Origin of the sequence: Streptomyces sp. NBC_00454, assembly GCF_041434015.1 — a bacterium.
In the GTDB taxonomy this organism is placed as follows: domain Bacteria; phylum Actinomycetota; class Actinomycetes; order Streptomycetales; family Streptomycetaceae; genus Streptomyces.
This window is the reverse complement of the sequence record NZ_CP107907.1, coordinates 2,445,074-2,462,858: the sequence shown is the minus strand read 5'-3', so window position 1 is coordinate 2,462,858 and position 17,785 is coordinate 2,445,074. Positions and strand designations below refer to the sequence as shown.

Annotated in this window: 19 protein-coding genes; 8 read left to right on the top strand and 11 right to left on the bottom strand. The window is 70.0% G+C overall.

The window, feature by feature from the left end:
* Positions 1 to 87 precede the first annotated feature (87 nt).
* From recO to OHU74_RS11490, 4 genes are read left to right on the top strand one after another with little or no spacing between them, the layout of a single operon-like run.
* On the top strand, positions 88 to 834 hold the full coding sequence (recO, locus tag OHU74_RS11505; RefSeq protein ID WP_214950820.1) for a DNA repair protein RecO: 747 nt from the start codon (positions 88 to 90) through the stop codon (positions 832 to 834).
* Positions 835 to 845: 11 nt separating this feature from the next.
* On the top strand, positions 846 to 1,667 hold the full coding sequence (locus OHU74_RS11500) for an isoprenyl transferase (RefSeq protein WP_371615803.1): 822 nt from the start codon (positions 846 to 848) through the stop codon (positions 1,665 to 1,667).
* Positions 1,668 to 1,692: 25 nt separating this feature from the next.
* Positions 1,693 to 2,211, top strand: a complete 519-nt coding sequence (locus OHU74_RS11495) for a YcxB family protein (RefSeq protein WP_371615802.1) — start codon at positions 1,693 to 1,695, stop codon at positions 2,209 to 2,211.
* An 11-nt stretch (positions 2,212 to 2,222) separates the two neighbouring features.
* Positions 2,223 to 2,753 (top strand): hypothetical protein, encoded by a 531-nt coding sequence (locus tag OHU74_RS11490; protein ID WP_371615801.1) that lies wholly within the window; start codon positions 2,223 to 2,225, stop codon positions 2,751 to 2,753.
* On the opposite strand, the gene OHU74_RS11485 is transcribed toward OHU74_RS11490, so the two are convergent.
* From OHU74_RS11485 to OHU74_RS11470, 4 genes are read right to left on the bottom strand one after another with little or no spacing between them, the layout of a single operon-like run.
* On the bottom strand, positions 2,750 to 3,181 hold the full coding sequence (locus OHU74_RS11485) for a Fur family transcriptional regulator (RefSeq protein WP_371615800.1): 432 nt from the start codon (positions 3,179 to 3,181) through the stop codon (positions 2,750 to 2,752). The genes OHU74_RS11490 and OHU74_RS11485 overlap by 4 nt on opposite strands.
* 59 nt (positions 3,182 to 3,240) lie before the next feature.
* Positions 3,241 to 4,107, bottom strand: coding sequence for a metal ABC transporter permease (locus tag OHU74_RS11480; protein ID WP_371615799.1), 867 nt, complete (start codon positions 4,105 to 4,107; stop codon positions 3,241 to 3,243).
* Positions 4,107 to 4,898, bottom strand: coding sequence for a metal ABC transporter ATP-binding protein (locus OHU74_RS11475; RefSeq protein WP_371615798.1), 792 nt, complete (start codon positions 4,896 to 4,898; stop codon positions 4,107 to 4,109). Before OHU74_RS11475 ends, OHU74_RS11480 begins: the two co-directional genes overlap by 1 nt.
* Before the next feature lie 29 nt (positions 4,899 to 4,927).
* Positions 4,928 to 5,899 carry a metal ABC transporter substrate-binding protein gene (locus OHU74_RS11470; RefSeq protein ID WP_371615797.1) on the bottom strand — a complete coding sequence of 324 codons (972 nt, stop codon included), beginning with the start codon at positions 5,897 to 5,899 and terminating at the stop codon, positions 4,928 to 4,930.
* 156 nt (positions 5,900 to 6,055) lie between these two features.
* Between OHU74_RS11470 and OHU74_RS11465 the strand changes: the two genes are divergently transcribed.
* Positions 6,056 to 7,438, top strand: a complete 1,383-nt coding sequence (locus tag OHU74_RS11465) for a glycine--tRNA ligase (RefSeq protein WP_328298545.1) — start codon at positions 6,056 to 6,058, stop codon at positions 7,436 to 7,438.
* 95 nt (positions 7,439 to 7,533) lie between these two features.
* Here OHU74_RS11465 and OHU74_RS11460 read toward each other — a convergent pair whose 3' ends face one another.
* From OHU74_RS11460 to OHU74_RS11435, 6 genes are all read right to left on the bottom strand, one after another.
* Positions 7,534 to 8,253, bottom strand: a complete 720-nt coding sequence (locus tag OHU74_RS11460; protein WP_371615795.1) for a VC0807 family protein — start codon at positions 8,251 to 8,253, stop codon at positions 7,534 to 7,536.
* A gap of 123 nt (positions 8,254 to 8,376) precedes the next feature.
* Positions 8,377 to 8,970 carry a TetR family transcriptional regulator gene (locus tag OHU74_RS11455; RefSeq protein ID WP_330296317.1) on the bottom strand — a complete coding sequence of 198 codons (594 nt, stop codon included), beginning with the start codon at positions 8,968 to 8,970 and terminating at the stop codon, positions 8,377 to 8,379.
* Between the two features lie 21 nt (positions 8,971 to 8,991).
* A complete protein-coding gene (locus tag OHU74_RS11450) occupies positions 8,992 to 10,026 on the bottom strand; it encodes an aldo/keto reductase (protein ID WP_371615794.1) in 1,035 nt (344 codons plus the stop codon).
* A gap of 78 nt (positions 10,027 to 10,104) precedes the next feature.
* Positions 10,105 to 10,533: a MarR family winged helix-turn-helix transcriptional regulator gene (locus OHU74_RS11445; RefSeq protein ID WP_371615793.1), complete on the bottom strand. Its 429-nt coding sequence runs from the start codon at positions 10,531 to 10,533 to the stop codon at positions 10,105 to 10,107.
* Positions 10,534 to 10,540: 7 nt separating this feature from the next.
* The gene (locus OHU74_RS11440; protein WP_371615792.1) at positions 10,541 to 10,972 is read right to left on the bottom strand and encodes an SRPBCC family protein; all 432 of its coding nucleotides are present in this window, start codon (positions 10,970 to 10,972) and stop codon (positions 10,541 to 10,543) included.
* Positions 10,973 to 11,061: 89 nt separating this feature from the next.
* Positions 11,062 to 11,406 (bottom strand): DoxX family protein, encoded by a 345-nt coding sequence (locus OHU74_RS11435; RefSeq protein ID WP_371615791.1) that lies wholly within the window; start codon positions 11,404 to 11,406, stop codon positions 11,062 to 11,064.
* A gap of 90 nt (positions 11,407 to 11,496) precedes the next feature.
* Between OHU74_RS11435 and OHU74_RS11430 the strand changes: the two genes are divergently transcribed.
* Positions 11,497 to 11,952 carry a MarR family winged helix-turn-helix transcriptional regulator gene (locus tag OHU74_RS11430; protein ID WP_371615790.1) on the top strand — a complete coding sequence of 152 codons (456 nt, stop codon included), beginning with the start codon at positions 11,497 to 11,499 and terminating at the stop codon, positions 11,950 to 11,952.
* 51 nt (positions 11,953 to 12,003) lie between these two features.
* Here OHU74_RS11430 and OHU74_RS11425 read toward each other — a convergent pair whose 3' ends face one another.
* Complete coding sequence (locus OHU74_RS11425) at positions 12,004 to 13,491, bottom strand: MFS transporter (protein ID WP_371615789.1); 1,488 nt, start codon at positions 13,489 to 13,491, stop codon at positions 12,004 to 12,006.
* 64 nt (positions 13,492 to 13,555) lie between these two features.
* On the opposite strand from OHU74_RS11425, the gene dusB reads away from it, so the two are divergent.
* Both dusB and ppdK read left to right on the top strand, forming a co-directional pair.
* Positions 13,556 to 14,698 carry a tRNA dihydrouridine synthase DusB gene (dusB, locus tag OHU74_RS11420; RefSeq protein WP_330296310.1) on the top strand — a complete coding sequence of 381 codons (1,143 nt, stop codon included), beginning with the start codon at positions 13,556 to 13,558 and terminating at the stop codon, positions 14,696 to 14,698.
* A gap of 375 nt (positions 14,699 to 15,073) precedes the next feature.
* Positions 15,074 to 17,782, top strand: coding sequence for a pyruvate, phosphate dikinase (ppdK, locus tag OHU74_RS11415; RefSeq protein ID WP_371615788.1), 2,709 nt, complete (start codon positions 15,074 to 15,076; stop codon positions 17,780 to 17,782).
* Positions 17,783 to 17,785 lie beyond the last annotated feature (3 nt).

The following is a 17,785-nucleotide window of genomic DNA, read 5'->3' as shown; positions in this document are numbered from 1 at the left end:
GTCCCCGCCGGGCCTGGTGCCCGGCGGGGGCGCTGCCGTTCCCGCTCCCGTGGCCGTCCTGTCAGTGGGGTACGGGAGAATGGGCCCATGAGTCTGTTCCGCGACGACGGCATCGTGCTGCGCACCCAGAAGCTGGGTGAGGCGGACCGCATCATCACGCTGCTGACCCGCGGCCACGGCCGGGTCCGGGCCGTCGCCCGCGGCGTCCGGCGCACGAAATCCAAGTTCGGCGCCGGGCTGGAACCCTTCTCCCACGCCGACGTGCAGTTCTTCGCCCGCGGCAACGAGCTGATCGGCCGCAGCCTGCCGCTCTGCACCCAGACCCAGATCATCGCCCCGTACGGCAACGGCATCGTCACCGACTACGCCCGCTACACCGCCGGCACCGCGATGCTGGAGACCGCCGAGCGGTTCACCGACCACGAGGGCGAGCCCGCCGTGCAGCAGTACCTGCTGCTCGTCGGCGCCCTGCGCACCCTCTCCCGCGGCGAGCACGCGCCGAACCTCATCCTCGACGCCTTCCTGCTGCGCTCCCTCGCCGTCAACGGCTACGCGCCCAGCTTCGACGACTGCGCGAAGTGCGGGATCCACGGCCCCAACCGGCACTTCTCCGTCGGGGCGGGCGGGGTCATATGCGGGGACTGCCGGGTCCCCGGCAGCGTCGTACCCTCGTCGGAGGCCATCGCCCTGCTCAGCGCCCTGCTGACGGGCGACTGGGGGCATGCCGACGCGTGCGAGGCGCGTCACGTGCGGGAGGGCAGCGGGCTGGTGTCCGCCTACTTGCACTGGCATCTGGAGCGCGGGCTACGCTCCCTGCGATACGTCGAGAAATAGGAGCTGGGCACATGGCACGACGCGGGATTCTGGGACGCTCTCGCCGCGAGTACAAGGTTCCCGAGCCGCACCCGTCCGGTGAGCGCCCGCCGAAGATCCCCGGCGAGCTGGTTCCGAACCACGTCGCGATCGTCATGGACGGCAACGGCCGCTGGGCCAAGGAGCGCGGGCTGCCGCGCACCGAGGGCCACAAGGTGGGCGAGGGTGTCGTGCTCGACGTGCTCAAGGGCTGCCTGGAGATGGGCGTCAAGAACCTCTCCCTCTACGCCTTCTCGACGGAGAACTGGAAGCGCTCGCCCGACGAGGTGCGCTTCCTGATGAACTTCAACCGCGACGTCATCCGGCGCCGGCGCGACGAGATGAACGAGCTCGGCATCCGCATCCGCTGGGTCGGCCGCATGCCGAAGATGTGGAAGTCGGTGGTCCAGGAGCTCCAGGTCGCCCAGGAGCAGACCGTCGACAACGACGCGATGACCCTGTACTTCTGCGTCAACTACGGCGGCCGCGCGGAGATCGCGGACGCGGCGCAGGCCATCGCCCGCGACGTGGCGGCGGGCAAGCTGGACCCGTCGAAGGTCAACGAGAAGACCTTCGCGAAGTACATCTACTACCCGGACATGCCGGACGTGGACCTCTTCCTGCGCCCCAGCGGCGAGCAGCGCACCTCCAACTACCTGCTCTGGCAGAGCGCGTACGCCGAGATGGTCTTCCAGGACGTGCTGTGGCCGGACTTCGACCGCCGCAACCTCTGGCAGGCCTGCTACGAGTACGCCCAGCGCGACCGCCGCTTCGGCGGGGCCGTCCCGAACCAGGGAGAAGCCACCACCGGCTGACCTTGCCGGAGCTACCCTCGCCGTCATGAACACGACAGGCGAGACGGTCGACTTGTACTACGCGGCCGAGCGGGGGGACTTCCGCGAACTGGGCCGGGTCCAGGCGCGCAGGACCGAGACGGGCCGCAGGGAGACGGCGCTCTGCCTGCTGATCCCGCTCATCGTGCTGGGAGTCGGTGGCGGGAAGGCGGGCGCCGTCGGTGTGGAACTGGCGGTGCTCGCGGGGGTCGGGCTGCTCATCGGCATCGGCGTGCGCCTCGGGGTCCTCCTGTCCGGGGCGCGCCGCCAGTACGCGAGCGTGGCGGGCGGCGGGGAATGGCAGTGCACGCTCTCCGACGGCGGGCTGACCTACCGGATGCCCGACGGCACCTCGCTCCCGTACTCCTGGGACCGGGTCTCCGGCTGGACCGAGACCCGGAGCCTGTTCGCCTTCCGTCACCCGGGCACGGACCTGCTCGGCTTCCTGCCCAAGCGCGGCGCGCTGACGCCCGAGGAGCTGGACCGCGCGCGGAACATCGTCGCCCGGAACGCGCCGCCGCTGTAGGGTCCGCTGTCATGGACATGCAGGGGGAGCAGGTCGAGGTACGGCTGGTCTACGAGACCACCGCGGCGGATCTCGCGCAGGCGATCCGGGTGCGCGACACCCGGTTGCCCGCGGGGCGGCGCCGGCGGTGGCTGCTGTGCGGATTCGGGGGAGTGCTGGTCTGCTTCGGCGCCCTGGCGGCCTTCGGCCCCCGGCCGGGCAGCGGACCGCTGGCCACCCTGATCGGCGGAGTGCTGATCCTCGCGCTCACGCTCTTCGGCCCGTGGCTCACCGCGCGCGCCTTCGCGGGCCTGCTGGCCAAGGCGGGGGAGACCACGGCGCTGGTGACGGCCACCGGGCTGCGGCTGAGCACCAAGAACACCGAGTCGCGCATCGACTGGGCCGCGCAGCCGCTGTACGCGGAGACGGCCGACACCTTCGTCACGCTCAGCGTCACCAAGCGGGCCGCGGCGATGACGATCCTGCCCAAGCGCGGGGCCGCGTCCCCGGCGGACGTCGACCGCCTCCGGGCCCTGCTCGACGCCAACCTCCGGCGGATCTAGCCGGCGGTCGCCGCGCAGTCCGCGCAGGTGCCGAAGATCTCCACCGTGTGGGCGACGTTGACGTAGCCGTGCTCGGCCGCGATGGCCTCCGCCCACTTCTCCACCGCCGGGCCCTCCACCTCGACCGCCTTGCCGCACTTGCGGCAGACCAGGTGGTGGTGGTGGTCCCCGGTGGAGCAGCGGCGGTAGACGGACTCGCCGTCGCTGGTGCGCAGTACGTCGACCTCACCGGCGTCCGCGAGGGACTGCAGGGTGCGGTAGACGGTGGTCAGGCCCACGGAGTCGCCGCGGTGCTTGAGCATGTCGTGGAGCTCCTGGGCGCTGCGGAACTCGTCCACCTCGTCCAGCGCCGCCGCGACGGCGGTCCGCTGCCGAGTGGATCGTCCTCGTACTGGCGCGGTATTCATCTCGCCAGGCGCAGTCGCCACCGGTTCCTCCTCGTTTCGGCCTCGGCCCATTGTGCCAGTCACAAGGGTGCCCGAGGCCTTCAGACCCTTACGTCATCGCGCGTGCAGACCTCTTCGTCGGCCCGCGCGGCCTTCGCCCGGCGCCGGGCCAGGGGGGTGGACGCCGCCGTCATGACCACGAACACGGCGATGGCGAGCAGCACGATGGCGCCGCCGGAGGGCGCGTCGACGTAGTACGTCGCGGCCGTGCCGGAGAGCGAGACCAGGACGCCGATCAGCATGGACAGGCTCAGGGTGGCGGCGAAGCCCCGGGTGACGCGCTGGGCGGCGGCGACGGGGATCACCATCATGGCGCTGACCAGCAGCAGGCCGACGATGCGCATCGCGACGGTGACGGTGACGGCGGCGGTGACCGCCAGCAGCAGGTTCAGGAAGCGCACCGGCAGGCCCGTGACCCGGGCGAACTCCTCGTCCTGGCAGATCGCGAACAGCTGGCGGCGCAGGCCGACGGTGACCGCGATCACGAACACGGCGAGGACCACGGCGGTGATGGTGTCCTCGGCCGAGACGGTCGTGATCGACCCGAACAGGTAGCTGGTCAGATTGGCCGTGGAGCCGCCCGGAGCCAGGTTGATGATCATCACGCCGCCGGCCATGCCACCGTAGAAGAGCATGGCGAGCGCGATGTCCCCGCTGGTCCTGCCGCGGGAGCGGATCAGCTCCATGCCGACCGCGCCGATGACCGCGACCAGGGTGGCCATCCAGACCGGGCTCGTATTGAGCAGGAAGCCGAGCGCGACACCGGTCATGGCCACGTGCCCGATGCCGTCGCCCATGATGGCCTGGCGGCGCTGCACGAGGTACGTACCGATCGCGGGGGCCGTGATGCCGACGAGGGCGGCGGCGATCAGGGCCCGCTGCATGAAGGCGTAGTCGAGGAGGTCCATCAGCTCAGCAGTCCCGTCCGGAGCGGCTCGGCGTCGTGCGCCGCGTGGGGGTGTACGTGGTCGTGGCCGGGCAGCGCGTGCTGACCCAGGGCCTCCGGGGGCGGCCCGTCGTGCATGACGCAGCCGTCGCGCAGGACGACGGCCCGGTCGATCAGCGGCTCCAGCGGGCCCAGCTCGTGCAGGACGAGCAGGACGGTGGCGCCGGCGGCGACCTGGGTGCGCAGGGCGTTCGCCAGGACCTCCTGGTTGGCCAGGTCCACGCCGGCCATCGGCTCGTCCATGATCAGCAGTTCGGGTTCGACGGCGAGCGCGCGGGCGATGAGCACCCGCTGGTGCTGCCCGCCGGAGAGGGCGTTGACCGAGGCGTCGGCGTGGGAACCCATGTCGACCAGGTCCAGCGCGCGCTCGACGGCGGCCTTGTCGCCCTTGCGCAGGAACCCGAAGCGGGTGCGCGCGAGGCGGCCGGCGGAGACCACCTCGCGGACGGTGGCGGGGACCCCGCTCGCGGCGGTGGTGCGCTGCGGGACGTACCCGATGCGCGACCAGTCGCGGAAGCGCTTGAAGTCCGTACCGAAGAGCGAGAGCTCCCCGGAGCTCAGCGGGACCTGGCCGACCACGGCGCGCACGGCCGTGGACTTGCCGGAGCCGTTGGCGCCGAGGAGCGCGACGACCTCGCCGCGGCGGACGGCGAGGTCGATCCCGCGCAGCACGGGGCGCGAGCCGAGCGAGGCCGTGGCCCCGCGCAGGGATATGACGGGCTGGTCCTGCGCCTGCGTGGGCTCGGACTCCATGGCTCGCGCCTCCGTTGCTACTACTGCCATTACTTGTTGCCGAGCGCCTTCTGCAGGTTCTTCAGGTTGGACCGCATGACCTCGAAGTAGTCAGCGCCCTGGGACTTGTCCGTGATTCCCTCGAGGGGGTCCAGGACATCGGTCTTCAGGCCGGTGTCCGTGGCGAGGGTCTTGGCCGTCTTGTCGCTGGCCAGGGTCTCGAAGAACACCGTCGAGACATTGTCCTTCTTCGCGATGGCCTGCAGGTCCTTCATCCGGGCCGGGCTCGGCTCGGACTCGGGGTCGACGCCGGAGATGCCCTCCTGGTCGAGCCCGTAGCGCTCGGAGAGGTAGCCGAAGGCGGAGTGGGTGGTGATGAAGGTCTTGGAGGCCGTGTTCTTCAGGCCGTCCTTGAACTCGGTGTCGAGCGCGCCCAGCTTGGCGACCAGCTCGTCGGTGTTCTTCTTGTAGTCCGCCGCGTGGTCGGGGTCGGACTTCTCCAGGGCCGCGCCCACGCCCTTGGCGATCTCCGCGTACTTGACCGGGTCGAGCCAGACGTGGGGGTCCTCGCCGGCTTCGCCGTGGCTGTGGTCGTGGTCGTCGGCGGCGCCCTCTTCCGTGCCGTGGTCGTGGCCGGAGTTGCCGTGCACCTCCAGCTTGGTGAGGGTGGCGGCGTCGACGATGTTCTTCACGCCGGACTGGGCGACGGCCTTGTCGACGGCGGGCTGCAGCGTCTTGAGGTAGAGGACCACATCGGCCTCACCGAGCTGCGCGGTCTGCTTCGGGGTGATTTCCAGGTCGTGCGGCTCGACCCCGGGCTTGGTCAGGGTGTCGACCTTCACGTGCTCCTTGCCGATCTGCTCGGCGAGGAACTGCATCGGATAGAAGGACGCCATCACGTCGAGCTTGCCGTCCTTGCCGCCGGTGGCTCCGGCAGCGCCCGAGCAGGCGGTGAGGGCCGTGGCGGCGAGGGCAACGGCTCCGGCGAGGGCGGCGGTGGGTATGAGGCGTCGTACGTTCATGACATCCATTTTCATCAAAGATGGAAACGATTGTCAAAAACCCAGGTGGGAGAGGCGCAGGGCGTCCGCGGAGGGGGGTCCCGATTTGAAAGGGGGGGTGCGGGCGCCGGTAACCTTGAGGCTTCGCCGTTCGTCCTCGTAAATGAAGAGAGCACCGTGGCCGCCGACAAGATCGAAACCATCGTCAGCCTGAGCAAGCGCCGTGGCTTCGTTTTCCCGTGCAGTGACATCTACGGCGGCTCCCGTGCTGCCTGGGATTACGGTCCGCTCGGTGTCGAGCTCAAGGAGAACATCAAGCGCCAGTGGTGGAAGGCGATGGTCACCGGACGTGAGGACATCGTCGGCCTCGACTCGTCCGTGATCCTGGCCCCCGAGGTCTGGGTTGCCTCCGGCCACGTCGGCACCTTCTCGGACCCGCTGACCGAGTGCACCTCCTGTCACAAGCGCCACCGCGCCGACCACCTGGAAGAGGCGTACGAGGCCAAGCACGGCCGTGTGCCCGCCAACGGCCTGGCCGACATCAACTGCCCCAACTGCGGTGTGAAGGGCCAGTTCACCGAGCCCAAGCAGTTCTCCGGCATGCTGGAGACCCACCTCGGCCCGACCCAGGACACCGGCTCCAAGGCGTACCTGCGCCCCGAGACCGCCCAGGGCATCTTCACCAACTTCGCCCACGTGATGACCACCTCGCGCAAGAAGCCCCCGTTCGGCATCGCGCAGATGGGCAAGTCCTTCCGCAACGAGATCACGCCCGGCAACTTCATCTTCCGCACCCGCGAGTTCGAGCAGATGGAGATGGAGTTCTTCGTCAAGCCGGGCGAGGACGAGCAGTGGCAGGAGTACTGGATGCAGGAGCGGTGGAACTGGTACCGCGACCTCGGCATCCGCGAGGAGAACATCCGCTGGTACGACCACCCGAAGGAGAAGCTGTCCCACTACTCGAAGCGCACCGCCGACATCGAGTACCGCTTCAACTTCGGTGGCAATGAGTTCTCCGAGCTCGAAGGCGTGGCCAACCGCACCGACTTCGACCTCAAGGCCCACTCCGCGGCCTCCGGCCAGGAGCTCGTGTACTTCGACCAGGAGACCAAGGAGAAGTACACCCCGTACGTCATCGAGCCGGCGGCCGGCGTCAACCGCGCCATGCTCGCCTTCATGCTCGACGCGTTCAACGAGGACGAGGCCCCCAACGCCAAGGGCGTCATGGAGAAGCGCACCGTGATGCGCTTCGACCCGCGCCTGGCCCCGGTCAAGGTCGCCGTCCTGCCGCTGTCCCGCAACGCGCAGCTCTCGCCGAAGGCCAAGGGCCTCGCCGCGGACCTGCGCAAGTTCTGGAACATCGAGTTCGACGACGCTGGCGCCATCGGCCGCCGCTACCGCCGTCAGGACGAGATCGGTACGCCGTTCTGCGTCACCGTCGACTTCGACACCCTCGACGACAACGCGGTGACCGTGCGCGAGCGCGACACCATGAAGCAGGAGCGCGTCTCCCTGGACCAGATCCAGAGCTACCTCGGCAGCCGCCTGCTCGGCTGCTAGGTTCCCGCCGCGAGAACGGCAGTGGCCCGGCGCGCGATGCGCACCGGGCCACTGCCGTTTTTTCAGGGCCCGGTCAGGGCCCGGTCGGAGCCCGGTTACGCGGGCGCCGGACCCCCCGCGGCCGAAGCCGCCAGGGCCGCGGCCCTGGCCTGGCCCTCGGCCTGGGTCCGCTTCGAGAAGCGGATGGTCCAGAAGATCAGCGAGAGCAGGAAGCCGTAGATCAGGAGAGGGCTGACCACGACCATCGTGTCCACGCTCAGCAGGTACGCCAGCACCACGCGCAGCGAGGCCTCCACCAGGTAGGCGACGCCCCAGACGGTGGTCATCTTCCGCATCGCCTTGCGGAAGTCGGGGTACTGCCAGAGCCCGTTGAAGTACGCCACGCCCTCCTTGGTCCCGTCGGTGCCGAACTTCCGGCCGAAGTAGAACATCAGCGGGCGGGGAGCGAAGAGGGTGGCGATGCAGAGCGCGCCGAAGAGCCCCGTCACCCCCGAGTCCTTGATGAGCAGGGCGCGGGCCGAGTGCGTGCCGATCAGCGTGACGAGCGCGGTGATCACCAGGAAGACCAGGGTGACCACGGCGAACTCGTCGACCTTGCGGCGCCAGGCGAGGTGGACCACGGAGTCCACCACCGGCCAGGCACCGCTGACCAGCAGCGCGGCGAACTCGCTCCAGCCCCGGTCGGTCAGCATGTTGTACGTGAGGATCGGCGCGACCACGTTGAATCCGATGGTCAGGATCCAGCCGATGGCGGCAGCGGCTCCAGACCGGGCCGGTGGGCCGGACTGTGCTGCCGGTACTTCCTGAGCGGACAAAGTTCCCCCTGGAACAGACCTGATGAAGTGCGGTAAGGGGAACGTAAGAACGCCGCAGGGGTGTGACAAGGGGCCGGGGCCCAAAATGATGATCAAGCCGTCCGGAATGGCCGGTTCCTGACTTCAGGCGCGCAGGCCCCGGATGATCAGGGCGGTGACCGCCTCGAACTCCGCGATGATGCTCGGCGAAAGCCAGTCCGCCGCGTACTGCGGATCGTGGAAGCGGCCGGTGGCATCGAACACCGCGCGGGCGGCGGCCGGGACGTCGGCCGCGCTGAGCGATCCCTCCGCGACCCCCTCGCCGATGATCCGGGACAACTGCTCGATCAGCTCGGTCAGATGCCGGTCGACCACACCGCTGTTCTCGGCGAGCAGCACGATGTACGTCGCGAACAGCTCCGGGTCGTCACCCGCCTTGTGGCGCTTGGCCTCGAACAGTGCCTCCAGCCAGGATTCCAGCTTGGAGGGGGCCGGCTCGGCCGGCGCCGAGGCGATCTCCTCCAGCATGACCACGCTCTTGGCGAGCCAGCGGTCCGTGACGGCCTCGCGCAGCGCCGCCTTCGACGGGAAGTGCCGGTACACGCTGCCGTGGCTGACGCCCAGGGCTCGCGCCACGTCGACCACGGTCGCCTTGGTGGGGCCGAAGCGGCGCAGCACCTCCTCGGTGGTGGCGAGGATGCGCTCGGGGCTGAGGGGCTCGGCGGCTGCGGGGGGCATGAGTACGACCGTACAGCCGGATCAGTGCTCGCTGTCCAGGTGGGCCATCTGCGCCGCCGGATACCGCTCCCCGGCCGCGGAGCCGACCGGAACCGCTTCCTCGATGGCGGCGAGGTCGGCGGGGGACAGGCGTATCTCCAGGGCGCCCAGCGCCTCGCCGAGCCGCTCGCGGCTCCGGGCGCCCACCAGCGGCACGATGTCCCCGCCGCGCGAGAGCACCCAGGCGATGGCGGTCTGCGCGACGCTGACGCCCTTCGCGTCGGCGACCTTGCGCAGGGCGTCGACCAGGTCGAGGTTCCGGTCGAGGTTGTCGCCCTGGAAGCGCGGGCTCATCCCACGGAAGTCGTTCGGGGCCAGCTCCCGCTCGCGGGTGAAGTGCCCGCTGATCAGGCCGCGGGAGAGCACCCCGTACGCCGTGATGCCTATCCCGAGCTCCCGGGCGGTCGGCAGGATCTCTTCCTCGATCCCGCGCGAGATCAGGGAGTACTCGATCTGGAGGTCGGCGATCGGGGCCACGGCGGCGGCGCGGCGCAGGGTGTCTGCGCCGACCTCGGAGAGCCCGATGTGGCGGACGTGCCCGGCCTCGACGGCCTCGGCGATGGCGCCGACGGTCTCCTCGATCGGGACGGAGGGGTCCACGCGCGCGATCCGGTAGATGTCGATGTGGTCCCGGCCGAGCCGCTGGAGCGAATAGGCCAGGAAGTTCTTGACGGCCTCCGGCCGCCCGTCGTACCCGGTGAATCCGCCTTCGACGGTGCGCAGGGCGCCGAACTTCACGCTGGTCAGCGCCTTCTCGCGGGCCGCGGCGGGCGCGGTGCGCAGGGCTTCGCCGATGAGGAGCTCGTTGTGCCCCATCCCGTAGAAGTCGCCGGTGTCGAGAAGCGTGACGCCGGCATCCAGGGCAGCGTGGATGGTGGCGAGGGACTCGGCCCGGTCGGCCTCCCCGTAGAGGGCGGACATCCCCATGCAGCCCAGCCCCAGCGGGAAGACGGAGGGGCCGGTGGTGCCGAGGGTGCGGTGTGCGGTCTGGGTGCTGGTGCTCTCGTATGAGGTCATGGAACGAGAATGACATGACGGGTGACAGATTTCAATATCTGTCACCCGTCATGTGGATGAACCGCGGAACGGGCGCCGTCAGGCCTCGGGGTGGGCCAGGCGACTGAGGAGGGTCACGGCGTCCTCGCGCGGCACCGGCCGGAAGAACTCCGCGTCGACCCGCTCCACGGCGGCGATCGCCCGCGGCGCCAGCTCGGCCCCGGCTCCGGTGACGCGCAGCCGCTTGGCGCGGGTGTCCGCGGGGTCTACCTCGCGCGCGACGAGCCCCTTCTGCTCCAGGGTCCGCACCACCTGGGAGGTCATCTTCACGTCGGTGCCGGCCTGCTTCGCCAGGGTCTGCTGGTTGGGATGTTCGCCCTGGCCGTTGAGCCACCAGGTGCAGGCGAGCAGGACGAACTGCACATGGGTCAGGCCCAGGGGGCCCAGGGTCGCGGTGATGCCGCGCTGCCAGCGCAGCGTGGCGTGCCAGAGCAGGAATCCGGGGCTCTCGCCGGGGGTCAGGGCCATCGGCCGGTCAGCCCCGAGCGGCCTGGGCCAGTGCGGCCCGGACCAGTGCGGCCATGGTCTCGGGCCAGTCGCCCGTGATGGCCGGGCCGATCTCCGGGCCGACCTCGTCGGCGCCCTCGCCGGTGATCTCCATCCGGTACACCACCCGGCTGCGGTCCGGGCCGAGCGCCTCGATCCGGTGGCTGGTCCGCAGGACCAGCCCGGCGAAGCGTGCCTCGTCGACGAACGACTCGCCTTCGACCGCCTCCGCGACGAGCAGTTCCACGGGGTCCTGGCCGGCCGGGGTCATCGTGATCAGGGCGCCCGCCGCGAAGGGGCCGCGGAGCTCGATCTTCTCGATGTCGGCATTCCAGGTGCCCCAGTTCTCGACGTCGGCCCACAGGGCCCAGATCGCCCCGGGCGTGGCGGTGGTCTCGATGCCGTGCTCGTACTTCCACATGGTGGCCTCCTCGGCAGATGTTCTGTACGCAGACTATCTCTGCGCAGAGTATCTGTCCAGGGGGCCGGCCCCGTGTCGCCCGGAGGAGGTCAGCCGGCCAGCCGCAGGGTCAGGGCGGCCGCCGCGACCAGGGTCAGGACCGCCGCCGGGGCGAGTTCGTAGTCCTTCGCGCGCAGGTGCGCGATGACGGCCCCGATGAAGTAGAGCGTCACGCCCACGGCGGCCGCGACGCCCAGCGGGGCCAGCCACAGGCCCGCGACCAGGCCGATCGCGCCCGCCGCCTTGAGGCCGGCCAGGCGCGGCAGCCAGGAGTCGGGCACGCCCACCTTCTGCATGTTCGAGACGATCGCGGGGTTGCGTCGCAGCGTGAGGGCGGCGGAGGCGGTGAGGGTGAGGGCGAGCAGGACGCCGACGACGGCGTAGGCGATGAACATGATGAACTCCAACGATCGGCGATGTCAGATCATTGAATATCATCAACGATCGATAGGCCACAATCATTTCCGAGTTGTTACGATGTGGCCATGACGGCGCCTCAGGAGTCCTCGCACCACCCGCAGCGGCTGGGCCTGCTCCTGGCCTGGCACGGATCGGTCACCCAGACCCGGATGAAGAAGGCGCTCAGCGCCGCCGGGCTCACCCCGCGCCACGCGATGACCCTGATGCACCTGTCCGACGGCCCCGTGGGCCAGCGGGCGCTGGCCGAACGGCTGGAGGTGGACCCGAGCGTGCTCGTGGGGATCCTCAACGACCTGGAGGGCGAGGGCCTCGTCGAGCGCCGCCGGGACCCGACCGACCGTCGCCGCCACAACGTGGCCATCACCGACGCCGGGGCCGTCGTGCTCGCCAAGACCAACGCCGCCCTCGACGCGGTCGAGCTCGGCCTCTTCGCGGGCCTCTCGCAGCAGGACCAGGACGTCCTGCGCGGCCTGCTGGCCAGGATCGACTCGCGCGCCGAGGACTTCGACTGCGCGGAGTAGGGCGAGGCCGCCCGGCCGGGCACGACGCCAGGCGCAACGCCCTGCCTACGGTCAGACGCGCGGCGGAGCGCCCGTCCGGGCCGGGTCGGGCTCGGGCTCCAGGGTGCGGGCCGTGCGCAGGGCCGTGGCGCGGGCCCACCGGCCGCTGGTCAGGAGGCCGACGACCAGGACGAGCAGCCCGCAGACCGTGATGATCCACCAGGCGGGCTCGGCCGCCGCCAGGAAGTCGGCGGCGGACGCGGGGCCGGAGCCGGCCCCGGGGGCGGACGCGGAGCCCGCCAGTCCGGCGGCCAGTACCGCGCCCACGACGGCCACGCCCAGGGTCCCGCCGGTCTGCCGGCTGGTGGAGGCGACCGCGGCGGCCACGCCCGCCTGTGCGCGGGGCATCCCGGAGACCGCCGTGTTGGTGATCGGGGCGTTCACCATGCCGAACCCGAGCCCGAAGAGCACGTACCCGCAGAACAGCAGGGGTGTCGAACTCTCGGCGGAGAAGGCGGCGAACAGCAGCCCGCTCGCGGCCATGGTCACTCCGGCGACCACCAGCGGCAGCCGCGGCCCCCGGGTGCCGACCAGCCGCCCCGACACGGGTGCGCACAGGAAGGCGAGCGCCGCCATCGGCAGCATGTACAGCCCGGCGTGCAGCGCGTCGAGGCCCCGTACCTCCTGGAGGTAGAGGGTGTTCAGGAACAGGAACCCGGACAGCGCGGCGAAGGCGCTGATCGCGATCACCGTGGCCCCGCTGAAGGGGGCGCTGCGGAAGAACCGCGGGTCGATCAGGGGCTCCGCCCGCCGGGGCTCGTAGGTCAGCAGCCCGGCCAGGGAGCCCACGGCGAGCGCCGCGCAGCCCAGGATCAGCGGGGAGTGCCAGCCGGCGGCCGGGGCTTCGATGATCCCGTAGGTCACCGAGCCGAGCAGCCCCATGACCAGCAGCTGTCCGACCGGATCCGGGCGGCGGGGGTGCTCGGCCCGCGACTCGGGGACGTAGCGCAGGGTCAGCGCGAGGGCGAGGAGTCCGACGGGGAGGTTGATCCAGAAGATGGACCGCCAGCCCACGGTGTCCACGAGCAGGCCTCCGACCAGCGGTCCCGCGGCCATGGAGATACCGACCACCGCACCCCAGGCGCCGATGGCGCGGGCCCGCTCGCGCGGGTCGGTGAAGGTGTTGGTGATGATCGACATGGCGACGGGGTTGAGCATCGAGCCGCCGACCGCCTGGACCATCCGGAAGGCGATCAGCCAGCCCAGGCTCGGCGCGAGCGAGCAGAGCACCGACCCGGCGGTGAAGAGCACGAGCCCGACGGTGAAGACCTTGCGGCGCCCGATCCGGTCCGCCGTGGAACCGGCCAGCATCAGCAGCGAGGCCAGGACCAGCGTGTACGCGTCGATCGTCCACTGCATGCCGGCGACGGAGGCGCCCAGTTCGCGGCGCATGGAGGGGAGGGCCACGTTCAGTACGGTGTTGTCCAGGCTGACGATGAGCAGGCTCATGCAGCAGATCGCCAGGACGAGCAGGCGTCTCCTGGGGCTCAAGTCACGCATGATGCCGATAGTACGCCTAACTAAAGAAATATGAGGACCGGCGCGTCTGCGCGACAATGGGGGGATGACCACGCTCCCCCCGCCTCTCGCGATCGGCCCGCACACCGTGCAGCCCCCGGTGGTGCTCGCGCCGATGGCCGGCATCACCAATGCCCCGTTCCGTACCCTGTGCCGCGAGTTCTCGGGCGGCAAGGGGCTGTTCGTGAGCGAGATGATCACGACCCGGGCCCTGGTCGAGCGCAACGAGAAGACCATGCAGCTCATCCACTTCGACGAGACCGAGAAGCCCCGGTCCATCCAGCTGTACGGGGTCGACCCCGTGACGGTCGGCAAGGCGGTCCGCATGATCGTCGAGGAGGACCGCGCCGACCACATCGACCTCAACTTCGGCTGCCCGGTCCCCAAGGTCACCCGCAAGGGTGGCGGCTCGGCCCTCCCGTACAAGCGCAACCTGCTGCGCGCGATCCTGCGCGAGGCCGTCGCCGGCGCCGGCGACCTCCCCGTCACCATGAAGATGCGCAAGGGCATCAACGACGAGCACCTCACCTATCTCGACGCCGGCCGGATCGCCGTCGAGGAGGGCATCACCGCCATAGCCCTGCACGGCCGCACCACCGCCCAGCACTACGGGGGCACCGCCGACTGGGAGGCCATCGCGCGGCTCAAGGAGCACGTCCCCGAGATCCCGGTGCTCGGCAACGGGGACATCTGGTGCGCCGAGGACGCGCTGCGCATGGTCCGCGAGACCGGCTGCGACGGCGTGGTCGTGGGGCGGGGCTGCCTGGGGCGGCCGTGGCTCTTCAACGACCTGGTCGCGGCCTTCGAGGGGCGCCCCGAGGACTTCCACAAGCCCACGCTGCGGGAGGTCGGGCAGACCATGCTCCGCCATGCCCAGCTGCTGGGGGAGTGGATCGGCGACGAGGCGCGCGGGGTGATCGACTTCCGTAAGCACGTGGCTTGGTACACCAAGGGCTTCTCGGTGGGTTCGGAGATGCGGCAGAAGCTCGCGGTCACCTCCTCCCTGGCCGAACTGGACGCTCATCTGAGCGAGCTCGATCTGGACCAGCCGTGGCCCGAGAGTGCGGACGGTCCGCGCGGCCGTACGTCCGGAAACAACCGGGTTGTCCTGCCCGAGGGCTGGTTGAAGGATCCGTACGACTGCGCGGGCGTGAGCGAGGAAGCCGAACTGGACACGTCCGGAGGCTGAGAAATCGCTGGCAAACCGTGCCAGCGGCGGCGTGACATACGCCACGCATGGGTGAGGTTTCGCTCAGATGAGCGCGTAAGTCACGGGTAAGACTTTCAAAGGGTGGCACTGGGTGCCACCCTTTGTGCGTTCAAGTATTGAACGCAAATGTATCGATGATCGCTCATCCGAGCGTGAACAGGCCTCAGTGAGCCCCTCAGTCTTCGGGAGATGAAGGCTCTTCGTATGTTCTGGCTACTCGCCAGTTACATTCGATCTGCTGGCGGGTGGGTGGTTACGGCCACATGACGGCCAAGTGGACGTACCCATAAGCCTTCGATCTGGGTATGTTCCTGGCCGTCAGGGCAGCCACCGAGCCTCGAGGAGTCGAGACCCGTGTCGGAAAACAAAGATCAGAAGTTCGTCTACGACTTCACCGAGGGCAACCGCGACCTCAAGGACCTTCTCGGCGGCAAGGGTGCCAACCTCGCCGAGATGACCAACCTGGGTCTGCCGGTCCCTCCCGGCTTCACCATCACCACCGAGGCCTGCAAGGTCTACCTCGAAAGCGGCGAGGCCCCGGCCGCGCTGCGCGAGGAAGTCAGCGCGCACCTCGCCGCCCTCGAGGCGAAGATGGGCAAGAAGCTCGGCCAGTCGGACGACCCGCTGCTGGTCTCCGTGCGTTCCGGTGCCAAGTTCTCGATGCCCGGCATGATGGACACCGTCCTCAACATCGGCCTCTCCGATGCGTCCGTGACCGGCCTCGCCACCCAGGCCGGTGACGCGCGCTTCGCGTGGGACTCGTACCGCCGCCTCATCCAGATGTTCGGCAAGACCGTCCTCGGAGTGGAGGGCGAGCTCTTCGAGGACGCCCTCGACCAGGCCAAGGCCGCCAAGAAGGTCACGGTCGACACCGACCTCGACGCCGCCGACCTCAAGAAGCTGGTCACCCGCTTCAAGAAGATCGTCGCGAAGGAGGCCGGCCGCGAGTTCCCGCAGGACGCCCGCGAGCAGATGGACCTCGCCGTCGAGGCGGTCTTCAACTCCTGGAACACCGACCGCGCCAAGCTCTACCGCCGCCAGGAGCGCATCCCGAGCGACCTGGGCACCGCCGTCAACATCTGTTCCATGGTCTTCGGCAACCTCGGTCCCGACTCGGGCACCGGCGTCGCCTTCACCCGCGACCCGGCCAGCGGCCACGCGGGCGTCTACGGCGACTACCTCCAGAACGCCCAGGGCGAGGACGTGGTCGCGGGCATCCGCAACACCGTCCCGCTGGCGGACCTGGAGGCCATCGACAAGGCCTCGTACGACCAGCTCATGACGATCATGACGAAGCTGGAGAACCACTACAAGGATCTCTGCGACATCGAGTTCACCATCGAGCGCGGCCAGCTGTGGATGCTCCAGACCCGCGTCGGCAAGCGCACCGCCGGTGCCGCCTTCCGCATCGCGACCCAGCTCGTGGACCAGGGCCTGATCACCGAGGCCGAGGCGCTCCAGCGCGTCAACGGCGCGCAGCTGGCGCAGCTGATGTTCCCGCGCTTCGACGAGGACTCCAAGACCGAGCTGCTCGGCCGCGGCATCGCCGCCTCCCCGGGTGCGGCCGTCGGCAAGGCCGTCTTCGACTCGTACACGGCCGTCAAGTGGTCCCGTTCCGGCGAGAAGGTCATCCTGATCCGCCGCGAGACCAACCCCGACGACCTGGACGGCATGATCGCCGCCGAGGGCATCCTGACCTCGCGCGGCGGCAAGACCTCGCACGCCGCCGTCGTCGCCCGCGGCATGGGCAAGACCTGCGTCTGCGGCGCGGAGGACCTCGAGGTCGACACCAAGCGCCGCCGGATGACGGTCGGCGGTCAGGTCATCGAAGAGGGCGACGTCGTCTCCGTCGACGGCTCCACCGGCAAGGTGTACCTGGGTGAGGTACCGGTCGTACCGTCCCCGGTCGTCGAGTACTTCGAGGGCCGCATGCACGCCGGAGCCGACGACGCCGACGAGCTGGTCGGCGCCGTGCACCGGATCATGGCCTACGCGGACCGCGTCCGCCGGCTGCGCGTGCGCGCCAACGCCGACAACGCCGAGGACGCGCTGCGCGCCCGCCGCTTCGGGGCCCAGGGCATCGGCCTGTGCCGCACCGAGCACATGTTCCTGGGCGAGCGCCGCGAGATGGTCGAGCGCCTGATCCTCGCGGACACCGACAAGGAGCGCGAGGAGGCACTGAGTGCCCTCCTGCCGCTCCAGAAGAAGGACTTCGTCGAACTGTTCGAGGCGATGGACGGGCTGCCCGTCACCGTCCGGCTCCTCGACCCGCCGCTGCACGAGTTCCTGCCCGACATCACCGAGCTGTCGGTCCGCGTCGCCCTCGCCGAGTCCCGCAAGGACCACAACGAGAACGACCTGCGCCTGCTCCAGGCCGTCCACAAGCTGCACGAGCAGAACCCGATGCTGGGTCTGCGCGGTGTCCGCCTCGGCCTGGTCATCCCCGGCCTGTTCGCCATGCAGGTCAGGGCCATCGCCGAGGCCGCCGCCGAGCGCAAGAACGCCAAGGGCGACCCGCGCGCCGAGATCATGGTCCCGCTCGTGGGCACGGTCCAGGAGCTGGAGATCGTCCGCGAGGAGGCCGACCGGGTCATCGCCGAGGTGGAGGCCGCCACCGGCACCAACCTCAAGCTGACCATCGGCACCATGATCGAGCTGCCGCGCGCCGCGCTGACCGCCGGCCAGATCGCCGAGGCCGCGCAGTTCTTCTCCTTCGGTACGAACGACCTGACCCAGACGGTGTGGGGCTTCTCCCGCGACGACGTCGAGGCCAGCTTCTTCACCGCGTACCTGGAGAAGGGCATCTTCGGGGTCTCTCCCTTCGAGACCATCGACCGCGACGGCGTCGGCTCGCTGGTCCGCAGCGCCGTCGAGGCCGGCCGGGCCACCCGCCCCGACCTCAAGCTCGGCGTCTGCGGAGAGCACGGCGGCGACCCCGAGTCCGTCCACTTCTTCCACGAGGTCGGACTGGACTACGTCTCCTGCTCGCCGTTCCGGATCCCGGTCGCGCGCCTGGAGGCCGGCCGCGCCGCCGCCGAGGCGAAGGGCAGCGACAGCCGCTGACCG